Source organism: Marinomonas sp. PE14-40 (assembly GCF_051623805.1).
Taxonomy (GTDB): domain Bacteria; phylum Pseudomonadota; class Gammaproteobacteria; order Pseudomonadales; family Marinomonadaceae; genus Marinomonas.
Genome location: NZ_CP130700.1, coordinates 2,438,686 through 2,461,604, shown reverse-complemented (window position 1 = coordinate 2,461,604; position 22,919 = coordinate 2,438,686). Strand labels below are relative to the sequence as shown.

Below are 22,919 nucleotides of genomic sequence, written 5' to 3'. Positions count from 1 at the left end.
TCTTTGGTTTTTGCTTGGAGCACCTTTTGAAAGATAGCCTATTGGTAAAAGGGGTTTTGGCGACTCTCGCCTATGCTTTCATCATGTCAGTTACTAGCTTGGTTGCTAAACTGGTGCAAGCAGAAGTCGCCGTGTCAGCATTGGTTTTTTGGCAAAGCCTCTTTTGCGTGACCATATTGCTACCTCAGCAAAGAGGTCATTGGCGTCGACATAATGTGAGTGTGTGGAGAACACACTTTTTACGCAGCATATCTGGTTTTTTAGGCTTTTATTTTTTCTACCTCGCAATTAATCATATTCCTTTGGTGGAAGCGTCAATGTTAAGAGCTTGTGTGCCTTTATGTGTGCCTTTAGTCGTTTTGCTTGTACATAAAATAAAAGTTCCGAGTTCTCGCTGGTTACCTTTGATTTTAGGTTTTTTAGGCGTTGCGCTTATTATAAGGCCGACCCCGAGCCAGTTTGATCCTTGGCAACTCGTTGGTTTTTTGTCTGCCATTGGTCTGGCTTTTTCAATGGTGACGACTCGGATGCTTTCAAAAAACGTTAGAGCAAAAGAGACAATGACGATTTATTTTTTAATTTCGGCTGTCTTATCTTTGCTCTTGTCTGTATATAACCAAACATCTTTGTTAGTGCCTGTTTATCTTATTCCTCATATATTGATAGTGGGATTAACCTTATATTTTGCTATGTACCTATATACCTTGGCTTACGGTTTTGCTCCTGCAAGTATTGTTTCGCCAGTGAGTTATATTGGCGTAGTTTTTAGCGGGCTTTGGGGGATGTTGATTTGGGGGCATGTGCCAGACTTACTTGCAATGTCAGGTATGTTGCTTATTTTTTCGAGTGTGCTTTTAACTACTTATTTAGGTGGTAGAAAATCTATGGCTTAGCTACTTTTGTGATTTTGCTCGGCGAAGGTTTTGCACAGTTAAACCTATTAGGATACAGGCAAGACCAACGAGCGTTGAGTTTTGTATGCTTTCACCTGCAAACTGAGTTAACCAAAAAATAGATAAAATAGGGGAGAGAAAAATAAAATTGGCAATGCGACTCGCCTTATCAGTCAGCTTAAGGGCCTGATTCCACAGTACAAAAGTGATTCCCATTTCAAAAAGACCAATATAGAGGGCGCTTAAAACGCCTTCGATAGGCCAGTTACTAAGGTTACCTGTTATCCAGCAATATATGAAAATCATTGGAATGGCGAAAGCAAAGTTTAATGTCAGTCCGATTAGGCTAGGGCGCTTATCTTTAGTATTTAATAACCAGTAAAGCGCCCAAATAATCGTGCTTAATAATGCCATTGCTACCCCAAGGAGGTTGCCGAACTTAAGTGAAAACGGCTGGCCGTGAGTAGCAATAAAGAGCACGCCAAAATAACAGAAAAGTGCTGCTAGCGTATCATTCAGTGTCAGTCTTTGTTTCATGATAGGTACAGCAAGTAAACTAAGCATAATTGCCCAAGTGTAATTAATCGCTTGTGCTTCTTGAGCAGGCAGTAGGTCGTAGGCAACCAGTAAAATTAGATAATATATAAAAGGGTTAATGGCACCGAAAAAGAAAGAGCTTTTATAACTGGTTTTTGCTTCTTGCAATAATGCTTGGCCTTGTTTTTTTATCAAGACTAACGTCATTAAAAAGCCAAAAGAGGTGATGCTAGCGACAAGTAAAAGTTGTGCTGGTTCTATGTGCCTTAAGGCGATGCTAAAAGCTGTGGCAACGGTGGACCAAAAAAAGACAGAAATGAGCCCATAAATAATAGCTTGCTGATTGTTTTTTTCTGTTGTCATGGCACGTTTTCTTCTTTGTTTACCTAAAATATTAGAAGCGCATCAAAGCGCCGATACTAACAGCGTTACTTTTATCATCTTCAACAATTGGGCTGTTGGTAATGTCGTTATAGCGACTGTGAGAGTATTTTAAATTAACAAAGGCTGATTTTGTTAAAGGGTAATTTACTGCAACCCCCACACTAATTTTTTGAGTACTGCCTGAATCGTAAGCGGCGATATTGCCACCTGTTCTGTCTGATTCTGCTTGGCTAACACCATAGACATGATTGCTTAGTTTTTTATCTAGGTAACGATAAGATATTTCAGGAGAAACACCTATTTCATTCACTCTCAGTCTTAATTTCGCTTTGACTTCGGCAAAAAAGCCATCATGTTCACCTAAGATATCTTGGCCTGCTTTAAAGGTGACGGGGCCTATACGATAAGCTGCTACAGACATTAGCGTGATGTCTCTATCGTCTAGTTTTCTTACATCGACATTGTCTGAATCATCTGGATCGTAACTTTCATTTTCAAGACTTAGGCCAAAGCTTAAATTATGGAAAGACTGTAAAGGGAGTAAACGATAACCCAGTTCGATACCCTGAAAGTAAACATGCTCACCTTGGTAAACGATAAGGGGCAGTGCTTTGGTTTCTTTATCAGTATCTAGATGAACGGATGAACTGGTATTAGAAATTGCTCCTAAGGTCCAAGGTGGTACTGTCTGGGCCATGACTGAAGAAGGCAATAATAAACTTAGTAGGGCAATTTTAGTGACGTTTCTCATGAAAAGGTCCTTTTCTCCAGTAGTCCTGTTTAGGTATGAAAACTTTGGGCATAATGTCAAAAAAATGCCTATTAATATAGGCTTAAATTAGTAAAAAAGACGCAAACCCTTCCTTATTATAATGATGCAGATTTAATTCTAGTTCGACTAGGCTTTTATGTTTGTTTGTTATACAATTCGCCACCCCGTAAATCATACACTCCTTGTCTCACAGCTTTTAACGGGGGAGCTTCGGAGACTAAGAACCCATAAGGAGCTTCAATGCGTCATTATGAAATCGTCTTTCTGGTTCATCCAGATCAAAGCGAACAAGTTCCAGCGATGGTTGAGCGTTACACTAACCTAATCACTGAAGATGGTGGTCAAGTACACCGTCTAGAAGATTGGGGTCGCCGCCAATTAGCTTACCCAATTAACAAAATTCACAAAGCTCACTATGTTCTTATGAACATTGAAGCTTCTGAAGCTGTTATGTCTGAATTAAACGACACTTTCCGCTACAACGATGCAATCATCCGTAACTTGGTGATCCGTCGTAAAGGTGCGGTAACTGAAGTTTCTCCAATTAAAGCTGCTGAAAGCCGTGAAGACCGTCGCGCACCACGCGAAGAGCGTCAAGAACGTACAGAAGCTGTTGAAACACCTGCTGAAGAAAAATCTGCAGAGTAATTTATTAATTTAGGAGATCCTCATGGCTCGTTTTTTCCGTCGTCGTAAGTTCTGCCGTTTTACAGCAGAAGGTACCGTTGAGATCGATTACAAAGATCTAGACACACTTAAAGGTTATGTTACTGAAACTGGTAAAATCGTACCTAGCCGTATTACTGGCACTAAGGCACGTTACCAGCGTCAGCTAGCGACCGCTATCAAACGCGCTCGCTACATCGCACTATTGCCATACACTGATAGCCACTTCAACTAAGAACGTGGTTTAAGTACCTGATGAGTAAATTAGCGCAATGGGTAATGAATCGTCGAATGAATGCCGTTATTGGCGTTGCGGCGTTTAGTGCCATTCCTTTACTTGTTTTTATAGCTGGCGCGATACAAGCGTTAGTGGTACTTAGAAAAGGTGTTGCAGAAGGCATATCTGTATTTGCGTGGGGAGGGCTAACAGCCTTATTGCTGTGGGTCTTTCAGGGTGATGCGACAACCATTTTAATATTGGTTCAAGCTGCCTTATTTAGTTATGTGTTAAGAACTACCGTGTCCTGGGGGGCTTTGTTTGTAATGGCAGTTGTAATTGCTGTTGTGAACGTTTTTATGCTCCCTTTGTTGATGTCTGGTGTGCTCGATCTTCTTCTTGAGATGATGAAAGGGCTGTTTTCCCAGATGAAGGTGACAGGTGTAAGTGATGAGGACTTGTATCAAGAGCTCGTTGTTTCTATGTCAGTGGCACAAATGTGTATATCAATTGCGGCTGTTTTCCTTGCGAGGAGTTGGCAGTCAAAATTGTATAACCCAGGTGGTTTAGCAAAAGAATTTTTGCAGTTAAAGTTGACTTTACCAGTCACATTAACATTTGCGGTGATGGTTTTCTTAGGCGAAAGCTTGGGTGAGTCATTTCAGTTCTTTGCTCACATAGTGATTCCTATTTTTGTCCTTGTTGGACTAGCGCTAGTGCATGGTGTGTTTGCGAAAAAGAATATTGGGAAAGTTGGGCTGATTGCTTTTTACCTAGTAGGACTGTTTATATTAAACGCTTATATCGTCAATATGCTGATTGTATTAGTTATTGTTGATAGTTTTGTTGATATCCGTAGTCGTATCTCTGGTGCAGCGCCCACTTCTGACTAAAGCTAATGATTATTTAGAGGTGATCGAGATGAATGTGATTCTACTCGACAAAGTAACTAAGCTAGGTGGTATCGGTGACCAAGTTGTCGTAAAACCAGGCTATGCTCGTAACTTTTTGATTCCGAACAAAAAAGCTGTAATGGCAACGAAAGCTAATATTGCAACTTTTGAAGAACGTCGTGCTGAGCTAGAAGCTCAAGCTGCAGAACGTACTGCTGCTGCGCAAGCACGTGCAGAACAATTGAATGGCAAAACTTTCACTATCGAAGCAAACGCTGGTGATGAAGGTAAACTATTCGGTTCTATCGGTACTCGCGATATTGCTGACGTGATCTCTGCTTCTGCAGAAGTTTCTAAGTCAGAAGTACGTCTACCAGAAGGCGCTATTCGCCACACTGGTTCTTTTGAAGTTGACGTTCAACTACACTCTGAAGTAGTTGCAACTGTTACTTTGGAAGTTGTTGCTCAGTAATCGTTGAGATTCTGAATAACAGACTGCAAAATAGGGCAGCTGACGTTTCGTCAGTTGCCCTTTTTTATGGCGTTTTTATGTGAATGATGATTTGCTTTTAATATAAAGTGAATTGTTTTGTGATTAAGCTGATTATTACTTAATGGTGTAGGTTTGGAAAATTCAGATGTGAGTGCAATAAAGTTGCCACCTTATTCGGTTGAGGCTGAGCGTTCTGTTGTGGGTGGCTTAATGCTTGACCCAGATGCATGGGATAAAGTGTCTGAATTGGTTGTATCTGATGACTTTTATCGGCCAGAGCACAAACAAATCTTTGCCGTTATCGCAAAGCTTGCTGATGAGTCTGAGCCTATCGATGTGGTTACCATTGGTGAAAAGCTTGATAAACGTGGTGAGCTCGAAGATGTGGGAGGCATGGCTTACCTCATTGAGATGGCTGAAGCGACGCCAAGTTCTGCCAACATCGCAAGTTATGCAGATATTGTGCGTGAACGGTCTGTTTTACGTCGCCTGATAACCACAACAAGTGAAATTTCGACTCGTGCTTTTCATCCAGAAGGCTTAACTGCCGCCGAAGTATTGGATGAAGCTGAGCGTAAAATTTTTCAAATCGCAGAGGGTGGTGATAAGAAAGGTGGACCGCGAATTGCGTCGGATATCTTAAGCGCTACCGTGGATAAGATCGATGAGCTTTACCATCAAGAGGGTGCAATTACGGGTTTAAGTACCGGCTTTACCGACCTTGATGATATGACATCAGGATTGCAAAAGTCTGATTTAGTTATAGTGGCAGGTCGTCCTTCTATGGGTAAAACAACCTTCGCGATGAACTTGGTTGAAAATGCCGCCATGATTACTGATTTGCCTGTGATCGTATTTAGTTTGGAGATGCCCTCTGAGCAGCTAATGATGCGTATGCTTTCTTCTTTAGGACGAATTGATCAAACGCGCATGCGTTCTGGTCAGTTGTTGCAAGAAGACTGGGATAAGCTCATGTCTGCCGTAAAAATGCTGAAAGATAGAAAGCTATTTATTGATGATACTGCCGGTATTAGTCCAACTGAGATGCGTTCTAGGGTAAGGCGAATAGCCCGTGAGCATGGTGATGGTAAGGTTGCCTTGATCATGATCGATTACCTTCAATTGATGCAAATACCAGGCTATAGCGAAGGTCGAACCAATGAAATCTCTGAGATTTCCCGTTCCTTGAAGGCCATCGCGAAAGAAATGGAATGCCCTGTTATTGCATTATCCCAGCTCAACCGTAGTTTGGAGAACCGTCCTAATAAGCGACCTGTAAACTCAGATTTGCGTGAATCTGGAGCGATCGAGCAGGATGCAGATATTATATCCTTTGTATATCGTGATGAGGTTTATAACGAAGATACGCCTTATAAAGGGGTTGCAGAGATAATTATTGGTAAGCAACGTAACGGTCCAATCGGTACTTGTCGCCTGTCATTTGTGGGTAAGTTCACTCGTTTTGAAGATCTGTCTCCGGATGCATATCAAGATTTTGATGATGAATAAGGAAAAAGATTGGCAATATACGTTTTTTTTAGTAAAGCGATATTGATTTATCTAGCTTAGTTAATGGTTTAGAATTATTTTAATGTGAAGAGAAAACACCCTTCTTAAATGGGTGGCCATAATAAAATAATATCGAGAAAACTTATGCGTAAGATGTCAGCAACAAACAAAGAAACGGCTTTCCCTGCTGATTATGTGCTCGTTTCTAGTACAGATATTAAGGGAAAAATTACTTTCGTTAATGATGAGTTTTGTGAAATAGCGGGCTACTCCAGAGAGGAGTTAATGGATCAGCCTCATAACTTGATTCGTCATCCCGATGTCCCGCCTGCCGTTTTTGCAGATATGTGGGCGAATCTAAAGCAGGGCAATTGTTGGCTCGGTATTGTTAAGAATCGCTCAAAGAATGGTGATCATTACTGGGTAAGTGCTCATGTAAGCCCTTTGATAGATAATGGTAGTGTCATAGGTTATGAATCTGTTCGACGTAAGGCTACGGCAGCAGAAGCGCAGCATGCTCAAGGTTTATACGATAGGGTGAATAAAGGGAAGTCGATCGTTCCTAGCTCTGTTAAAGTGGCTTCTTTTTTTCAATCAAGTTTTATCCCTTCAATTTTATCTTTATTAGTTCTTATGCTTATTAGCTTAGGGACTGGTGTTGTTTGGGCTCAAGTGGCTGGTGTGCTTGCAGGTGCAATTGGATTGTTTGCTGTGTTGCAGCAGCGTACGGGTCTAGATGAAAGTTTAAAGACCATTCCTGTAGAGTCTCACAATATGGTTGGCCAATACTTATATTGTAAAAGAGTCGGACCTAAAGCCGCTTTGAGTTTTGCTCAGTTACATCAGGAGGCAGCGCGAAATACTTTTCGTCATAGACTATTAGAGAGTTCGAAAAATTTAACCGTACGAGCAAGTACGGTTAAAAATGGTGTTTCCGTGAACCTTAAGGGCTTTGCGCTGCAGAATAGCAAATTTGATTTGGTTGCTGCAGGTGGTGCGCAGATGCTATCGAGTATTCAAGAGGTGGCGCAAAATGTTAACGCTGCCGCTGAGGCAACAGAATCTGTTTGTGCTGAAACACGAAGCAGCCAAACTTTAGCTGAAGAGACAGGTAGTACGATACGTCAGGTCTATAGCGAAATTAATGATGCTAAGAAAGTAGTTGATGTATTAGCGAAAGAGAGTGACACCATTAATGAGGTGGTTAACTCTATTAGTGATATCGCTGAACAAACCAACTTACTTGCGCTGAATGCTGCGATTGAGGCGGCACGTGCAGGTGAAGCTGGACGTGGGTTTGCTGTCGTTGCAGATGAAGTGCGAGCATTAGCAACACGAACTCAACAAGCGACTCAAAATATTAATCAAATGACTGAAGAGTTGAAACGTAATACTGAGGCTGTTTTAACCACAATCGATCATGGTACGGAAGTGGCTAAGCAAGGTGTTGATCGTATTGAGCGTGTGGCATTGAATATGACATCAATCGAAGAAGCTATCATGAAAATAGTGGATATGACGTCTCAAATTAATGTGGCAGCTCATCAGCAGGAGCAGGTAGCAGAAAACTTGAATCTGCAAATGGGTGAAGTGACAGAGTTAAATAGTAAGAGTATTGGGCGAGCTGAAAATTCAGTCGCGGCTATTACGGCTATTGAAGAAGAAGTATATGAGCAAGTGAACTTAGCAGAGCGTTTTAAAGGTTAAGCTTATCTTATAGAAAGTTTATGCTAATCACTAAAAGGCCCGAATCAAACAGTTGATTCGGGCCTTTTATTTTTTGCATATTATTTAACTTTTAGGGCTTTGTTTCATTTAGATATCGTTATTTATTTAATTTTGAGAGCACATTAAAAATTGCAGAACCTAACTTATCTAGATCAGTCTTTTCTGCGACAAAGGGAGGCATTAGGTAAACGAGTTTGCCAAAAGGCCTTACCCAAACGCCTTCATCAACTAGCATAGGTTGAATGACTTTTTGATCGACAGCCTCTTTTAGTTCTACTACGCCAATTGCGCCGAGGCAGCGAACATCGGCAACATTGCTTAATGCTCTGCATGGCTCTAATGCTGAAACTAGATTGTTTTCGACATTGCCTATTAGGGCCTCAAGGTCGTACTCTATCAAAAGTTCAAGGCTTGCATTGGCTGCACTACACGCTAAGGCGTTACCCATAAAAGTGGGACCGTGCATGAAAACGCCATCATTGTCGCTGATACCAAGTGCAACCTTGTCATTGGTTAGTGTGGCTGCCAATGAGCAGTTTCCGCCAGTTAACGCTTTGCCAATACACATGATATCAGGGCTAACATTAGCGTGATTACAAGCGAACATTTTGCCGGTACGGCCAAACCCAGTAGCTATTTCATCTAAAATGAAAAGAACATCAAACTCCTCGCAAATTGCTTGTATTTCAGTTAGATATGCAGGGTTATAGAAGCGCATTCCCCCTGCATTTTGTACGACAGGTTCGAGTATGAAGCCGGCAATTTGTTCGCTTGATTGGCTAAAGAGGGTGCGTATTTCATCCAAATAACTTTGATCAACCTCGCTTTCTAAACCCGTAGGTGGAGGGCTAACAAAGTACTGAGGTGTTAGTGCTTGATTAAAAAGTCCATGCATTCCGTTGACTGGGTCGCATACTGACATAGCGGCAAACGTATCGCCATGATAGCCACTTTTTGGCGTGGCGAATTTTTGTTTGTTAGGTTTGCCTTGAGTGTGCCAATACTGAATGGCCATTTTAAGTGCGACTTCAACTGAGACCGAGCCTGAATCACTAAAAAATACTCGCTCTAATCCGTCTGGGCTTAAGTCTATCAGCTTCTGGCCAAGCTCTATGGCGGGCTTATGGGTTAAGCCGCCAAACATAACATGGGAGAAGTTATCTATTTGCGCCTTCATAGCTTGGCTTATTTTTGGATGATTATAGCCATGAATAACGCTCCACCATGACGCTGTGCCATCAATTAACTGTCGACCATCTGCTAATTGAATTTGCATGCCCTGGGCTTTTTCAACTAGGTAGTGAGCGATAGGTGTGCTCATAGATGTATAGGGGTGCCATAGTAGCTGTTTATCAAGCTCGACTAGCTCTGAATGTTGATCTTTATTTGTTGTTTGAATGGGAGCTGTCATTGATGTGCGCCTTCTCATGCTAATTTAATCTGGGCAATCTTAGCGAAACTCTTTTAGCTGGGCTAGTCGCAAAGTATATTAGTTGTCTTCAAATCCTTTTGCAGGGGTTCTTGCGAGGCTCCATACATCCACTTGTGTTGCACCTGCTTCTTTTAATTGGCTAATGCAGGCATCAATGGTTGAGCCTGTGGTGATGACATCATCAAATAAAGCCACATGAGAAGGGACAGGTTTTGGGCAATTAAAGCTATTGGCTTTTAGTTTATGCCTTTGTGCTTTATTTAAATCATGTTGTGGTGCTAAATTTTCAGATTTTACTAAAAGTGTGTTTTGCAGGGGGAGGTCTATTGCAAGCTGTGCTAATAGATTGCTGCTTAATAAGTTCATGTGACAAAAGCCCCGCTGACGAACTCTATTAATGTGACTAGGAACAGGGATGAGTGCCTGAGGCCATGGAGTGTGATTGCTCTGTTGGTAATGCTTTTTGAGTATTGCGACGAGAAAGTGACATAAAACTTGGCAGTTTTGATATTTGCTAGAGAATTTTAATCCCGTTATTAGCGTTTTTGTATGCCCTTGGTAAATTAATGGGCTAAACAATGTTTGATATTGGGGCGGTTTTTTCTGACATTCACCACATAAATTTATTGGCTTAGGAGTGGGCAGTTTACACGTCTGGCAATAGCTCTCATTCAGTGTGAAACCGTCTAAGCAATGTTGGCAAACGAGCTGTGTTGATTTGATCCGACAGAAATAACAGCGATCTAAAAAATGTTGGTAGTAAACTTGTGATATTTTTTGGGTTGACAGAAATGACCAGTCCATTAGTATTGCTATCCTTGCAATCATTTATTTGGGGAAACCATGTCTGCCACAAACCTTTTCGAAGCGAAACATAATTGGACTCATGCTGAGGTGCAAGCCTTATTTGATCTTCCTTTTATGGATCTTTTATTTCAAGCGCAAACTGTTCATAGGCAGAACTTCAAGCATAATGAAGTACAGGTTAGTACCTTGTTATCTATTAAAACAGGTGCGTGTCCTGAAGATTGTAAATATTGTCCTCAAAGTGGTCACTACAATACTGAGCTTGAAAAAGAAAAGCTAATGGAAGTAGAAAAGGTATTGCAAGAAGCAAACCTAGCCAAAGATAAAGGGGCGACTCGTTTTTGTATGGGGGCTGCTTGGAAGCACCCTTCTGAAAAAGATTTTCCATATGTATTGGAAATGATTAAAGGTGTTAAGAAACTAGGTCTTGAGTCTTGCGTTACTCTAGGAACTTTGAATGACAAGCAAGCTGCTATGTTGTCTGAAGTGGGTCTTGATTATTACAATCATAACCTAGATACCTCGGCTGAATTTTATAACAGTATCATTACTACGCGCTCATATCAGGATCGTTTAGATACTTTGGATCGTGTACGTGATTCAGGTATTAAACTGTGCTGTGGCGGTATCATGGGTATGGGCGAAGAACAAAATGACCGTATTAGCTTGTTGCGCCAGTTATCAGAAATGAAACCTCACCCAGAAAGTGTACCAATCAATATGCTTGTTAAAGTAGAAGGTACGCCAATGGAGAATGTTGAAGACTTGGACAATTTTGAATTTATTCGAACTGTCGCGATTGCGCGTATTTTGATGCCTAAATCTCATGTCCGTTTATCTGCTGGGCGTGAAGGCATGAATGAACAGATGCAGACTTTGTGTTTCATGGCGGGTGCAAACTCCATTTTCTATGGTGAGAAACTATTAACAACACCTAACCCTGAAGCGCATAAAGATATGCAACTATTCAGTAAGCTAGGTATCAATACAGAAACCCGTGAAGAACACTCTGATGAAGAGCAGACAGAAGCGCTTTTGGCCGATGTGCAAGCACATCAAGAGTCAAAAGTTTTTTACGATGCAGCCAAGTAGAGTGAATTTATGTCGATTAGTCCTGATTGGGTGCTTGAAGCTTTAGAAGAGCGAAGAAAACAGGCCTTATTTCGTCATACTGTTATAATGGAAGGTGCTCAGGTACCTTCCATAGAAATTGATAAAAATGCCTATCTGGCATTTTGTTCTAATGATTACCTAGGTTTATCTAATCACCCCAATATGGTGAAAGCCATGCATGAATCAGCACTGACTTACGGTGTTGGTAGTGGTGCTTCTCATCTTGTAAATGGTCATAACCGCGAACATCAGAGTCTTGAAGAAGAGTTAGCTGATTGGCTAGGTTATGACAGAGTGATGCTTTTTAGCACTGGCTATATGGCAAACTTAGGTGTCATTGCAGCTTTCGCTGGTAAAGATAATGCTGTAGTGCAAGATAAACTTAATCATGCTTCTCTCATTGATGGGGCTCAGCTTGCTGGGGCTAAAATGAGGCGATACCTTCACTCTGATTTGATGTCAGCACAAAAAATCTTATCAGGTTTTACTAAAGATCAAACTAAATCTACTATCCTGGCTACGGATGGTATTTTTAGCATGGATGGTGATAGGGCTCCTTTAGCTGGATTGGCCTCTTTATGTAAACAAAATAGTGCTCTTTTGCTGGTTGATGATGCTCATGGCTTAGCTTGTTGTGGTAAGACTGGTCGAGGCTCTATGGAGATAGAAGGCGTAACACCAGATGAAGTGCCCCTTTTAGTAGGAACTTTTGGTAAAGCATTTGGAACGGCTGGCGCTTTTGTAGCTTGTTCTCACGACTTTGCTGATTATCTTACCCAATTCTCTCGACCTTATATTTATACTACTGCTATGTCACCAGCTATTGTCGGTGCAACAAGAGCAAGCCTAAATATAATAAAAAGTGATGAAGGTCTGATGCTTAGGCAAAAGTTGGCTGCTAATATAGCCTACTTCAGACAAGCTGTTAGCGCACTACCTATTGAATTGTGTGAATCAGAAACAGCAATTCAGCCTATCTTAGTTGGAGATAGTGAGTTGGCGCTAAGTTTGAGTGAATCTTTAAAGACAAGCGGTATTTGGTGTACGGCAATTCGTCCTCCGACTGTGCCAAAGGGAGGGGCTAGGTTACGTATTACTTTTTCTGCACAGCATAGCTTTGATCAAATTTCACACTTGGTTAATAGCTTGACGTTAGCATTGGCGACAAGGACATAAAGGTATATGCGCTATCGAATAGAACAAGAATGTTTTGGTAATCCAGATAATCAGGCAATTTTTATGCTTCCTGGTTGGGCTATGCCAAAAGAGTGTTTACATACGTTAGCGCAAAAACTAAGTGCTAATTTTTACGTTGTATTAGTTAATTTACCGGGTATCTCTAGGGATGCCGACTTGATTCAAGATGCAGTGATAGGCCCTAACTACGATATTGATGCTTTAACAGAGCAGTTAGTCGCAGCGGCACCTAAAGATGCTTGGTGGCTAGGTTGGTCTTTAGGCGGAATGATTTCAAGTTATGTTGCTGCCCACAGGGCAAGTTGTGTCAAAGGCTTGATTACAGTCGCTAGTAGCCCTGCATTTGTGCAATCTGATGATTGGCAGCTTGCCATGCCTATGCAAGATTTTGAGAATTTTGAAAGCTTGATAGCAAGTGATGCTGCTTTAGGGTTAAAGCGTTTTATTGCCTTGCAAACCAAAGGTGGTTTAGATGCGTCTCGTATACGTAAAGAATTAGCCGCTTGGGTTGAGCCTGGTGTGTATATGTCTTTAGCTTTAGAGGGTGGGTTACGCCTTTTAAAAGATTTGGATGTAAGGCGAGAGCTTGAGATTCTTGATGTACCAAGTTTACATATCTTAGGCGAAAAGGATGCACTGGTTAACTCTACTTGGCCACAAACTATCAAAAATGAATGTGTACCTATTGAATATAAAGTTCTTGAAGGGTGTGCACATCAACCGTTTTTGGAAGATTTAAATCTGTTATATCCACATATAGAAAATTTTTTGAATGCCCACTAAAAACATCATTCCCTGCTATAAACAAGAAGTCGCAAAATCCTTTAATAAAGCGGCTTCGACATACGATGACTTCTCTCAATTTCAAGATAATGTATTGACTAACTTAAAAGGGATGTGTCCAGAAGGTGACTTTAAATTAAGTTTAGATTTAGGTTGCGGTACAGGGAATGCAGCCAATTTTTTGAGTGCTTTTTCTCATCGTCTAGTTAGCTTAGATTTATCGCTAAATATGCTGCAAAAGAGTCAGCAAAAGTCACCTAGTAGCTTTGTTGTTTGTGGAGATGCAGAGGCTTTGCCTTTTCAGAATGGCTGTTTTGATTTTATTTTTTCGAGTCTCTCTATTCAGTGGTGTGAAAATCTTAATTCAATTGGGCGTGAAGTTGAAAGGGTCTTGCAGTCAAACGGAGATTTTCTTGTTTCTACCTTATCACAGGACTCAATGCCTGAAATTGCCCATTGCTGGCTACAAATAGATGGCCATACCCATATAAACCATTACCCAAGCTATGATGAACTGATTGCTCAAATTAGTTGTGCTGGACTTGTGCCCCAACAGATCGTTTGCGAGCCAATGACTATGTGGTTTGACTCACCTAAAGATGCGATTGATTCACTGAAAAAAGTGGGTGCGAGTGTGCTGGTAGAAGAAGATGAAAGGCAAATTGTTACTCCGGCTGCTTGGCGAGCATTTCTGGGGGAGTATGAAAAGCTAAGAACAGAAAAAGGCATTCCTTTAACCTATCAACTTGTTTATTTACACCTTAAAAAGATATAAGAGAGAATTAAATGTCAGCTAAAAAACGCTTTTTTATTACTGCGACAGACACTGATGCTGGTAAAACTTTTGTTGCTGCGGGCATTCTGGCTGCTGCAAAGCGAGCAGGCCTTGCGACTATGGGGCTAAAGCCTGTTGCAGCAGGTGCTGAATTGGTTGATGGGGTTTTGCGTAATGATGATGCCCTGGCGTTAATGGCTCAGACCAATGTGAAGCTGACTTATGAGCAAATTAATCCAGTGCTATTGAAACAGGCGATTGCTCCTCATTTAGCGGCTGAAAGTGAAGGTGTGAATATATCGGCAAGAAGGTTGGAAGGGGTTATTAAGGGATCGTTGCTAACGCCTCATGATTTTGCGCTGGTAGAAGGGGCTGGTGGATGGCGAGTGCCTTTAAACTCTCGTGAAATGCTATCTGACCTTGCTAAGTCGCTAAATTTTCCCGTTATACTTGTTGTGAATATGAAGCTTGGCTGTATTAATCATGCGACTCTGTCGGCAGAGGCGATTCAAAGAGATGGGTTGAATTTAGTTGGGTGGGTTGCAAATATGGGAGACTCTATGCCCTATTATGAAGAGAATGTTGCTGCTATAAACTCCATAATTGCTGCACCTTTACTTGCTAAGTTAGCTCGATATGAAAATGTTGAAGACTCAAATTCAGAGTTTGATAACATCTTGTCCCAACTCTAAATTAAGTGACTTTAGTGACTATTTAGTCTTAACTTATATAGAGATAAAGCCTATCTTTTCTCTTATGACATTTTGCTATCACGTCATAAAGCAATTACCTGTCATGTTTTTAGTAATTAAAAGCAAATTTATGAAGCTTATGTAGATTTAAAGTTAGGTGCCAATAGTCATTTAATTGTTCAAAAAAAGGTTAAGTTATGACGGTAAAGGTTGCTCAAGAAAGTAAGAATTTATCGCGTGTTAAAATCCCCGTTCTAGTTCCTCTCGCAATTGCTCTAAGTGTTTTGTGTACTGCTTTTTATGTGGTTGTATCTAATTTGTCTGATAAACATCAGGAAGATAATTTAATTAATGCGGTTACACGCTTTGATGAGCAGACTTATCAAGTGTCGCAACAACAAGGCAAGTTGATGCTACATAATTTGCTTTGGATTACTGACCGTTTTAAAAGCTTGAGAGAAACTGATAGCCGTTTAATTGATGAGCATTTACAAGAGCTTTTTAGAGCGTCGAGAGACTCTATCAGTATCAGCCGTATCATGTATGTTTCTCCAGAGTTAAAGATTTTAGGTGAAGTGTGGGATGAGCAGCCTATCTCTCAAGTAAATAGCTCTGTAGTGCAGATGGCGGTTGAAGAGCAGCAACCTGCAGTAGACCTTGTATTGTTAGATAATGGCGAGCTGCTTTTAAGGGCTGTGATGCCAGTTGTTGTTGAAGAGCGTTTAAACGGTTATTTAATTATGGATAAACCGCTTGATAGGTTAGCTAATACACTTGCGCTTGGTCAGAATATTTATATGTCCATGCTAGTCAATAAAGATCGATTGGATCTTGAGTCGGTCAAAAGGCGCTATCGTGTTTACAGTAAAGATTTACTTTATAACCAATTTAGCAAGTTTTTATCGGTAAATACGAATAATACTTTATTGGATCAAAATGCATTTTCTAATTTATTAGAGGGTTATTACGATGCGAATGTCGGTAATGAAATTTATTACTCGACAGGCGTAGCGGTGAATAAACGCATTTTTGATGTTGGAATAGTGCCTATTTCAAATGCTTCTGGAGAGATTTTTGCACACCTTTTGATTGGTAAAGACACAACTAAGGTTAAGCAGGACCTAAGGTTTACTCTTGCTCTTACTGGTGCTGTTGTCATTGTTGTTGCGCTCATGTTGTTTGTTTTCTTTTATGTCTTGTTGGGGCGTATAGAGAATCAGATTAACCAAAGTGAAAATAAACTGTTGTTTGCAAATGATGAAGCTGAAAGGCACAGGCAGGATGCAGAGCGGAAGAAAGTTGAAGCGGAAGAGTTAAAATTATTAGCTGAGCAAAGTCGTGATGAAGCTGAAGTGCATCGACAAGAGGCGGAAGTGAGTCGGGATGATGCCGAGCAAGAAAGAAAGGAAGCTGAAAATGCACGTGCTGAAGCGGTCAAGGCAAATGAAGTTAAGTCTGAATTTTTGGCTAAAATGAGTCATGAATTAAGAACGCCTCTTAATGCAATTATTGGCTTGTCAGAAATGATGCACGAAGATGCGTTGGAGTTTGATGATGAAGACTATGTTGAGCCTTTGGATAGAGTATTAAGGGCAGCTAAGCATTTGTTGAATTTGATCAATGACATTTTGGATATCTCAAAAATCGAAGCGGGTAAAATGGAACTTCACCGAGAGACATTTGACCTTGGTATGGTGTTAGAAGACGTTTTAGCTTCGATTAGGCCTTTGTCGGATAAGAAATCGATTCCTTTGATTGGTGAGTTTGAAGGGTTAGGTGACCACTTTAATGACCAGACACGCCTGAAGCAAATTTTGTTAAATCTCATGAGTAATGCGGTGAAATTTACTGATGAAGGCGCTGTGAAGTTATCTGCTTTTGCTGATGAAACTAATCTCCATATAGCTGTCTCTGATTCTGGTATCGGGATGAATCAGGAGCAATGTGACAATTTATTTCAAGACTTTGTTCAAGTTGACTCCTCCAGTGTAAGGAAGCATCAGGGAACAGGGTTAGGTTTAGCGATAAGCCGTAAATTCGCTCGTATGATGGGAGGCGATATTTTAGTGACGAGCGAAGAAGGTAAAGGTTCTGTTTTTACTTTAACCATTCCACTTGCTCAAGATAAAGTTGCACTAGAATTAACTGATGATGAGCAGACACAAGCTAATCAAATGAGTCATGATGAAGCAAAAGCTATCACGTCTGTATTAGTCGTTGATGATGATTCTGATATGCATACTTTGATGGCAAGATACTTGTCAGATGAAAGGTTTGAGCTTTCCTTTACTAAGGATGGAAAGGAAGCGCTAGAAATGGCTTTAGAGCTTAAGCCTGATCTCATTACCCTAGATATTCAAATGCCTGGAATGAATGGTTGGGATACCTTAGCTGCACTTAAAGCAAATACTGAGTTATCACATATTCCTGTTGTTATGGTGTCTATAGATGACGAAAGGAAGAAAGGTGTTGCACTGGGTGCTGATGATTATTTGGTTAAGCCAATCAATGAAAATGCAATTGTGCAGGTAGCTGATAAGCTTAAATCTAAACTTAAGAACAAGTCTGCAAATATTCTTATGATCAACACTCATGAAAATGATGTATCTGGGCTAGTTAAGGTATTTGAACAAGAAGGCTGGCATATTAATCAAGCTGAAAACTCAGATGATGCGATGGCAAGTATGTCTACAGTGCAACCTGATCTTATTGTTGTCGATCTCATGATGCCACAAAGTGATGCATTTTCTCTGTTAGGGCAAATCGAACAAGACCCTAACTGGTCAAATATTTTTGTATTGGCAATGACTTCCAATGATCTAGATGAGGAAGGAAAGCGCTTGCTTGATCAAAGAGTGGATAAGGTTATGCTGGAAGATGAAATTTCCAAAGAAGTAGTGATTAATCAAATTAAGAGATTGTTAGGTAGTTAATCATGACGGCAAAACAGATACTTTATGTCGAAGATAATGAAGATAATATTTACATGCTCAAGCGCCGGCTGGAGCGAAAAGGCTATCAAATACATGTTGCTTATACTGGTGAAGAAGGTGTGTTAAAAGTTGATGAGGTGAAGCCTGATCTTATCTTAATGGATTTAACCTTACCTGGTATTAGTGGTTTTGAGGCGATTGAGCAGATACGCCTGACAAATACAAATGTTCCTATCATTGTCTTGTCAGCTCATGCAATGGATTCCTACATGAATGAGTCAGTTGCGGTAGGGGCAAACGATTTTGATACTAAGCCTGTGGATCTTAAACGTCTGATTCAAAAAATTGAAAGTCTTATATAGGTGTAATTATGTCTGTAAAAATTCTTATAGTTGATGATTATGAAGATAATCGATATACCTTAAAGCGACGTTTAAAGCGAGATGGTTACAAGGATTGCGATGAAGCGGAAAACGGTCAAATTGCATTAGAAATGCTTGCTCAAAAGCAATATGACTTAGTGTTATTGGATCTGATGATGCCAATTATGGATGGATTTGAAGTGTTGGAACAAATGCGCCTGAATGATGAATATAGTCATTTGCCGGTGATTATGATTTCGGCTGCTGATGATTTGGAAAAAATAGCTAAAGGTATTTCATTAGGTGCTGAAGATTACTTACCTAAGCCTTTTAATCCCATTATTTTGAAAGCTCGGGTTAAGTCTGCCTTAGAAAAACGTTCGCGTTCTCTTGCTCAAATCAATGAGCTTACTTTTACCGATACACAAACGGGTTTACTAAATGAGGCTTACCTTCTACAGGCTTCCACCTTGTCGGACTTTGAGCAAAAAAACGGACAGGATGATGTGGCTTTTGTGGAAGTCTTTTTTGAAAAGTATGGGGTGCTAGCTTCCAGTTTAGGCAAAGTAAGTGCCGATGCTTATATCAAGATTCAAATTGAGCGCATGCAAGCAGAATTTAATGACTTTGGTACTTTCTATTTCATTTCACCGGGTCGGTTTGTATTTGCTGTTTTACAGCTTGAGTCAATAGATGGACTTATCTCTCGTCTGCAAGAGCTACTTCATTTGCTGCAAACTAATATAGATATGAATGGTGTCAGTGTTACTGAAGAGGCAAAAGTAGGGGTGACTGTTGAGGTTGGCCTAGAGCAGGGAATTGAAAAAATTCTCCATAAGGCGAATGTGGCTCGTTTGCAAACGAACCAATTTATGCCTTTGTCTCTCTATGATGATGCTATGAGCTCATCTGTGGTTGATAAATTGAAGCTAGAAGCGGATTTGCGTAAAGCAATATTGAATGATGAACTTATTTTGCACTATCAACCTCAAGTTCATGCTAAAACAGGTGAAGTATGTGCTGCTGAGGCGTTGGTACGTTGGTTGCATCCAGAAAAAGGGATGATATCGCCTTTTCACTTTATTCCAATCGCTGAAGAAAGTGGAATGATAGTGGAGCTAGGGAAAAGCGTGATACGCAAGGCGACAAAGCAAATTGAAGATTGGCGTAAAATATATGATGGCGCTTGGTCTTTTCCTATTAGTGTGAATGTTTCAGCGCAACATGTGTCACAACCAGAGTTAGTTGGGTATATCGCAGACTTGTTGGCACAGCATAATTTAACAACCTCTATGTTAAAGGTTGAATTAACTGAGTCTGCGTTGGTCGAAGATGAATCGGGTACACGTACTGTGCTAAATGCAATGCAGAGTACAGGTTTAAAGATTTCCTTAGATGATTTTGGTACAGGCTTCTCTTCTTTGTCTTATTTACTTGAATTACCCTTAGATCAACTCAAGATAGATAAGATGTTCGTTGATAATCTCGTGCAGGATGAAAGATCCCGTAGTGTATTTAAACATGTTGTTAATCTTGCTCACGATCTAAACTTAGAAGTTGTGGTTGAGGGGGTTGAAGACGAAGAGCAAGTGAAGCTGGTTAATCAATCAAACGTTGACTTTATTCAAGGCTATTACTTCTATAAGCCTTTGCCAGCGGATGATTTTTTCGATGTAATACAAAATCAATAATTAGCGCGAAGGAGTTAATTTGAATTGCTGGTTGTACGGTTTAAGTCTTGAAGAAAGATGGCAGGTAGAAGCGATTCTGAATTATTTGGGTATTGAAATCGACGACCCAGATACGGCAATGAGAGCGCCAGTCTTTATTGTTGTTGGATCTCTGGCTGGTGCAGTTAATAGCCAAGTTGAAGTGCCGATTATTTCGTTAAATCAAGCATTTAAGGTATATACCTCTGGGCTTTATTGGTATAGTCCCCTGCCTTGGCGACAAGAGACTTTGCAAAAAGTTTTGAAAGAGATAGACGCATCACGAAAGCTACCAAGACGTCATGCACTCGACCTTAATCTACATGTTAGACACCTTGAATCTTTGTTGATTCGACAAGCACTTGTTTCTTCGAGGGGGGTTGTCTCAAAGGCTGCAGCTAGCTTACAAATTCAAAGAACGACGCTAATTGAGAAGATGCGTCGTTATAAAATTGATAAATCGGAGTTCTAGTGACAAAGGATGAAGAAATTAGGGCGTTAAAGGCTGCATTCGAAGAATTTACGCAAACCTCCCAAATTTTAGCTAATTCCTATAATGAGCTACAGAACCAAGTTGCTGAACTTGCCCAAAAACTTGCTCAGTCAGAGCAAGAAAAACAAGATGAAGTACGTAAAAATGAAATGCTGCTAGCTCAGTTTCAGCAATTATTTCAGTCCATGCCTGTTGGTGTACTCATGCTTAACTCGAATGGTTTAGTCATAATGGCAAATAAAGTAGCCATTAACCTATTTGATGTTGAATTGGTGGGTAATCCATGGGGTGCTATCGTGCCGAAAAGCTTTGCGCCACAAAAAGATGATGGCCATGAAGTAACTATGGTGTCAGGGCGAAGAGTGAGAGTTGAAACCTCATCCTTAGGTAATGTGCCAGGACAACTTATTATTTTAATAGATCTGACCGAAACCTTTAAATTACAACAACAGCTGTCTCATCATGAAAGGCTTTCAAATATGGGGAAAATGGTAGCAGCACTTGCTCATCAAATCAGAACACCTTTAGCAAGTGCAACTTTATATGCTGGCCATTTACAAAACCCTGAACTCTCTTTGCCAATGCGAGATAAATTTTCTACAAAATTGATGGGGCGACTAGAGAATATTGAGCGTCAAATTCGAGATATGCTGATATTTTCGAAAAGTGATATCAGGCTTGATCAAAAGCTAAACTCAGACGAGTTTTTTGACGAGTTAGCAAGTTTGTCTCAAGATATATGTGAGCAAAAAAAGGCAAGGTTAGAAGTCGAAAACTTAATTACCAATACCGTTATTTTTCAGTGTAATAAGGATACTTTAACAGGGGCCTTATTGAATTTATTGAATAACGGAATTGATGCACAAGAAACAAATCCTAAAATAAAGCTAGAAATGGACTTACAAAATGACCATTTGAGCATCACTTATATTGATTTTGGGCCGGGAATGACTAATGATGAATTAGACAAGGTGCATGAAGGCTTTATTACGACAAAACAACATGGTACAGGCCTAGGTTTAATGGTCGTAAAGGCCGTTGCTAGAGCTCATCATGGATTATTAGAATTACGCAGTGTGAAGAATCATGGTACTCGAGCACAAGTGCTCATACCAATAATTAAGGGTTAGTATGTCTGAAGTGAATTTATTGATAGTTGAAGATGATAAAGAGCTTGCAGAAGCGCTTGAAGACACCCTGATGTTGGCAAATTATCATTGTGTTTTAGCTTATAGCGCAGAAGATGCGGTATTGGCATTACGCAATCAGGCTTTTGATATGGTTGTGTCAGATGTCAACTTACCAGGCATGGATGGCTATGGTTTACTTTCTCATGTGATCGAAAAATACCCTGATCTCCCTATTATGTTGATGACAGCGTTTGGTGACATTGCCCATGCTGTTGATGCTATGCGTGAAGGCGCAGTGGATTACTTATTAAAACCTTTCCAAGCTGATGAATTACTTAGCACAATTGCTAAGCATGCAAGACACCATTCTCAATCGGAGGATAGTGGTCCTGTAGTTAAGGATAAGGCAAGTCTAGAGTTACTTGAACTTGCAAAGCGTGTTGCTGCAACAGACTCAACAGTCCTTATTAGTGGTGAAAGTGGCACAGGTAAAGAAGTGCTTGCTAACTATATTCATCAACATTCAGACCGCCATCAAGGTCCATTTGTTGCTATTAACTGTGCTGCGATCCCTGAAAATATGCTGGAAGCTATCTTGTTTGGTTATGAGAAAGGCGCATATACAGGGGCAATTTCTTCTCAAGCAGGTAAGTTCGAACAAGCAAATGGTGGCACTCTCTTATTAGATGAAATCTCTGAAATGGATGTGGGTTTGCAGGCCAAGCTTTTGCGTGTTTTACAAGAGCAAGAGGTTGAAAGGCTAGGTGGAAAGAAGCCGATACCTCTTAATGTGCGTATTATTGCTACCACAAATAGAGATTTAGCAGACTATGTTCGTAATGGTGGATTTAGAGAAGATTTATATTACAGGCTTAATGTCTTCCCATTGAGATGGTTACCGATTCGTGAGCGTAAAGGCGATATTATTCCAATTGCACAAAGCTTGCTAACTAAGTACACGGAAAAGATGCGACTCAGCAGTAGCTCGTTAACGCCATCTGCTCAGAGCCAATTAGAATCTCACCCTTGGCCTGGAAATATACGAGAATTAGAAAATGTGATTCAAAGGGCCTTAATTCTCAGTCCCAATGGCGTTATTCAGGACACTCATATCGCGTTTGATATGATGTCTGTCATGGTTGAACCTGAGGAAGATGAGGAAGAAAGTGATAACGCCGCTTCTATTTTAGGGCAAGGTGTGCAGCAGCATGAGTTTAGAATTATTGCTCAAGCTTTGATTGATGCAAATGGAAAGCGCAAGGATGTGGCTGAGAAATTAGGTATTAGTCCTCGAACTTTACGCTATAAAATAGCTAAAATGCGTGAGTGTGGCTTAGAAGTTGATTGATTTATCTATCTTGTTTTGGGTTGCATTATGCTAAGCTAGATTGGATAACGAAT

The 22,919-nt window shown here is 40.4% G+C and carries 22 protein-coding genes; 18 read left to right on the top strand and 4 right to left on the bottom strand.

Annotated elements, in window-relative coordinates; all coding sequences use genetic code 11:
• The first annotated feature begins 26 nt into the window (after positions 1-26).
• On the top strand, positions 27-893 hold the full coding sequence (locus tag Q0A08_RS11365) for a DMT family transporter (protein ID WP_438467333.1): 867 nt from the start codon (positions 27-29) through the stop codon (positions 891-893).
• Here Q0A08_RS11365 and Q0A08_RS11360 read toward each other — a convergent pair whose 3' ends face one another.
• Both Q0A08_RS11360 and Q0A08_RS11355 read right to left on the bottom strand, forming a co-directional pair.
• A complete protein-coding gene (locus Q0A08_RS11360) occupies positions 894-1,793 on the bottom strand; it encodes a DMT family transporter (RefSeq protein WP_438467331.1) in 900 nt (299 codons plus the stop codon).
• A 31-nt stretch (positions 1,794-1,824) separates the two neighbouring features.
• A complete protein-coding gene (locus tag Q0A08_RS11355; protein WP_438467329.1) occupies positions 1,825-2,565 on the bottom strand; it encodes a MipA/OmpV family protein in 741 nt (246 codons plus the stop codon).
• Between the two features lie 261 nt (positions 2,566-2,826).
• Here Q0A08_RS11355 and rpsF point away from each other — a divergent pair, with 261 nt between their 5' ends.
• The 6 genes from rpsF (at position 2,827) to Q0A08_RS11325 (ending at position 8,071) form a co-directional block, all read left to right on the top strand.
• Positions 2,827-3,234 carry a 30S ribosomal protein S6 gene (gene rpsF, locus Q0A08_RS11350; RefSeq protein ID WP_046015138.1) on the top strand — a complete coding sequence of 136 codons (408 nt, stop codon included), beginning with the start codon at positions 2,827-2,829 and terminating at the stop codon, positions 3,232-3,234.
• 22 nt (positions 3,235-3,256) lie between these two features.
• Positions 3,257-3,487: a 30S ribosomal protein S18 gene (gene rpsR / locus Q0A08_RS11345; RefSeq protein ID WP_009835471.1), complete on the top strand. Its 231-nt coding sequence runs from the start codon at positions 3,257-3,259 to the stop codon at positions 3,485-3,487.
• Between the two features lie 20 nt (positions 3,488-3,507).
• Positions 3,508-4,362, top strand: coding sequence for a hypothetical protein (locus tag Q0A08_RS11340; protein WP_438467327.1), 855 nt, complete (start codon positions 3,508-3,510; stop codon positions 4,360-4,362).
• A gap of 28 nt (positions 4,363-4,390) precedes the next feature.
• A complete protein-coding gene (gene rplI / locus Q0A08_RS11335; protein ID WP_438467325.1) occupies positions 4,391-4,834 on the top strand; it encodes a 50S ribosomal protein L9 in 444 nt (147 codons plus the stop codon).
• 153 nt (positions 4,835-4,987) lie between these two features.
• Positions 4,988-6,364 (top strand): replicative DNA helicase, encoded by a 1,377-nt coding sequence (dnaB, locus tag Q0A08_RS11330; RefSeq protein WP_438467323.1) that lies wholly within the window; start codon positions 4,988-4,990, stop codon positions 6,362-6,364.
• A gap of 144 nt (positions 6,365-6,508) precedes the next feature.
• The gene (locus tag Q0A08_RS11325; protein ID WP_438467321.1) at positions 6,509-8,071 is read left to right on the top strand and encodes a methyl-accepting chemotaxis protein; all 1,563 of its coding nucleotides are present in this window, start codon (positions 6,509-6,511) and stop codon (positions 8,069-8,071) included.
• Positions 8,072-8,189: 118 nt separating this feature from the next.
• Here the strand turns inward: Q0A08_RS11325 and bioA are convergent, their stop codons facing one another.
• Together bioA and Q0A08_RS11315 are read right to left on the bottom strand one after the other, a co-directional pair.
• On the bottom strand, positions 8,190-9,503 hold the full coding sequence (gene bioA, locus Q0A08_RS11320; protein ID WP_438467319.1) for an adenosylmethionine--8-amino-7-oxononanoate transaminase: 1,314 nt from the start codon (positions 9,501-9,503) through the stop codon (positions 8,190-8,192).
• A gap of 78 nt (positions 9,504-9,581) precedes the next feature.
• Positions 9,582-9,890, bottom strand: a complete 309-nt coding sequence (locus Q0A08_RS11315; protein ID WP_438467317.1) for a ComF family protein — start codon at positions 9,888-9,890, stop codon at positions 9,582-9,584.
• 477 nt (positions 9,891-10,367) lie between these two features.
• Here Q0A08_RS11315 and bioB point away from each other — a divergent pair, with 477 nt between their 5' ends.
• The 11 genes from bioB (at position 10,368) to Q0A08_RS11260 (ending at position 22,866) form a co-directional block, all read left to right on the top strand.
• On the top strand, positions 10,368-11,423 hold the full coding sequence (bioB, locus tag Q0A08_RS11310; protein ID WP_438467315.1) for a biotin synthase BioB: 1,056 nt from the start codon (positions 10,368-10,370) through the stop codon (positions 11,421-11,423).
• 9 nt (positions 11,424-11,432) lie between these two features.
• Positions 11,433-12,620, top strand: a complete 1,188-nt coding sequence (gene bioF, locus Q0A08_RS11305; protein ID WP_438467313.1) for an 8-amino-7-oxononanoate synthase — start codon at positions 11,433-11,435, stop codon at positions 12,618-12,620.
• Between the two features lie 6 nt (positions 12,621-12,626).
• Positions 12,627-13,424 (top strand): alpha/beta fold hydrolase, encoded by a 798-nt coding sequence (locus Q0A08_RS11300; RefSeq protein ID WP_438467312.1) that lies wholly within the window; start codon positions 12,627-12,629, stop codon positions 13,422-13,424.
• Positions 13,414-14,199 (top strand): methyltransferase domain-containing protein, encoded by a 786-nt coding sequence (locus Q0A08_RS11295; protein WP_438467310.1) that lies wholly within the window; start codon positions 13,414-13,416, stop codon positions 14,197-14,199. Before Q0A08_RS11300 ends, Q0A08_RS11295 begins: the two co-directional genes overlap by 11 nt.
• Before the next feature lie 11 nt (positions 14,200-14,210).
• On the top strand, positions 14,211-14,891 hold the full coding sequence (bioD, locus tag Q0A08_RS11290) for a dethiobiotin synthase (protein ID WP_438467308.1): 681 nt from the start codon (positions 14,211-14,213) through the stop codon (positions 14,889-14,891).
• Positions 14,892-15,088: 197 nt separating this feature from the next.
• Positions 15,089-17,824: a response regulator gene (locus Q0A08_RS11285; RefSeq protein WP_438467306.1), complete on the top strand. Its 2,736-nt coding sequence runs from the start codon at positions 15,089-15,091 to the stop codon at positions 17,822-17,824.
• A 2-nt stretch (positions 17,825-17,826) separates the two neighbouring features.
• Positions 17,827-18,186, top strand: coding sequence for a response regulator (locus tag Q0A08_RS11280; RefSeq protein ID WP_438467304.1), 360 nt, complete (start codon positions 17,827-17,829; stop codon positions 18,184-18,186).
• 8 nt (positions 18,187-18,194) lie between these two features.
• Entirely contained in the window at positions 18,195-19,877 is a 1,683-nt protein-coding gene (locus Q0A08_RS11275; RefSeq protein ID WP_438467302.1) for a two-component system response regulator, read from the top strand.
• Between the two features lie 19 nt (positions 19,878-19,896).
• A complete protein-coding gene (locus Q0A08_RS11270; RefSeq protein ID WP_438467300.1) occupies positions 19,897-20,367 on the top strand; it encodes a helix-turn-helix domain-containing protein in 471 nt (156 codons plus the stop codon).
• Positions 20,367-21,518: a sensor histidine kinase gene (locus tag Q0A08_RS11265; protein WP_438467298.1), complete on the top strand. Its 1,152-nt coding sequence runs from the start codon at positions 20,367-20,369 to the stop codon at positions 21,516-21,518. The genes Q0A08_RS11270 and Q0A08_RS11265 overlap by 1 nt, the downstream gene beginning before the upstream one ends.
• 1 nt (position 21,519) lies before the next feature.
• Positions 21,520-22,866 carry a sigma-54-dependent transcriptional regulator gene (locus Q0A08_RS11260; RefSeq protein ID WP_438467296.1) on the top strand — a complete coding sequence of 449 codons (1,347 nt, stop codon included), beginning with the start codon at positions 21,520-21,522 and terminating at the stop codon, positions 22,864-22,866.
• The last annotated feature ends 53 nt before the right edge of the window (positions 22,867-22,919 follow it).

Excerpts from the sequence above, each read along its gene's own strand:
- Q0A08_RS11280 (WP_438467304.1), top strand. The coding sequence starts at position 17,827 with ATGACGGCAAAACAGATACTTTATGTCGAAGATAATGAAGATAATATT.
- rplI (WP_438467325.1), top strand. The coding sequence starts at position 4,391 with ATGAATGTGATTCTACTCGACAAAGTAACTAAGCTAGGTGGTATCGGT.
- Q0A08_RS11360 (WP_438467331.1), bottom strand. The coding sequence starts at position 1,793 with ATGACAACAGAAAAAAACAATCAGCAAGCTATTATTTATGGGCTCATT.
- bioD (WP_438467308.1), top strand. The coding sequence starts at position 14,211 with ATGTCAGCTAAAAAACGCTTTTTTATTACTGCGACAGACACTGATGCT.
- bioA (WP_438467319.1), bottom strand. The coding sequence starts at position 9,503 with ATGACAGCTCCCATTCAAACAACAAATAAAGATCAACATTCAGAGCTA.
- Q0A08_RS11355 (WP_438467329.1), bottom strand. The coding sequence starts at position 2,565 with ATGAGAAACGTCACTAAAATTGCCCTACTAAGTTTATTATTGCCTTCT.
- Q0A08_RS11295 (WP_438467310.1), top strand. The coding sequence starts at position 13,414 with ATGCCCACTAAAAACATCATTCCCTGCTATAAACAAGAAGTCGCAAAA.
- bioF (WP_438467313.1), top strand. The coding sequence starts at position 11,433 with ATGTCGATTAGTCCTGATTGGGTGCTTGAAGCTTTAGAAGAGCGAAGA.
- rpsR (WP_009835471.1), top strand. The coding sequence starts at position 3,257 with ATGGCTCGTTTTTTCCGTCGTCGTAAGTTCTGCCGTTTTACAGCAGAA.
- Q0A08_RS11325 (WP_438467321.1), top strand. The coding sequence starts at position 6,509 with ATGCGTAAGATGTCAGCAACAAACAAAGAAACGGCTTTCCCTGCTGAT.
- Q0A08_RS11275 (WP_438467302.1), top strand. The coding sequence starts at position 18,195 with ATGTCTGTAAAAATTCTTATAGTTGATGATTATGAAGATAATCGATAT.
- Q0A08_RS11260 (WP_438467296.1), top strand. The coding sequence starts at position 21,520 with ATGTCTGAAGTGAATTTATTGATAGTTGAAGATGATAAAGAGCTTGCA.
- Q0A08_RS11285 (WP_438467306.1), top strand. The coding sequence starts at position 15,089 with ATGACGGTAAAGGTTGCTCAAGAAAGTAAGAATTTATCGCGTGTTAAA.
- Q0A08_RS11340 (WP_438467327.1), top strand. The coding sequence starts at position 3,508 with ATGAGTAAATTAGCGCAATGGGTAATGAATCGTCGAATGAATGCCGTT.
- Q0A08_RS11300 (WP_438467312.1), top strand. The coding sequence starts at position 12,627 with ATGCGCTATCGAATAGAACAAGAATGTTTTGGTAATCCAGATAATCAG.
- Q0A08_RS11315 (WP_438467317.1), bottom strand. The coding sequence starts at position 9,890 with ATGAACTTATTAAGCAGCAATCTATTAGCACAGCTTGCAATAGACCTC.
- bioB (WP_438467315.1), top strand. The coding sequence starts at position 10,368 with ATGTCTGCCACAAACCTTTTCGAAGCGAAACATAATTGGACTCATGCT.
- rpsF (WP_046015138.1), top strand. The coding sequence starts at position 2,827 with ATGCGTCATTATGAAATCGTCTTTCTGGTTCATCCAGATCAAAGCGAA.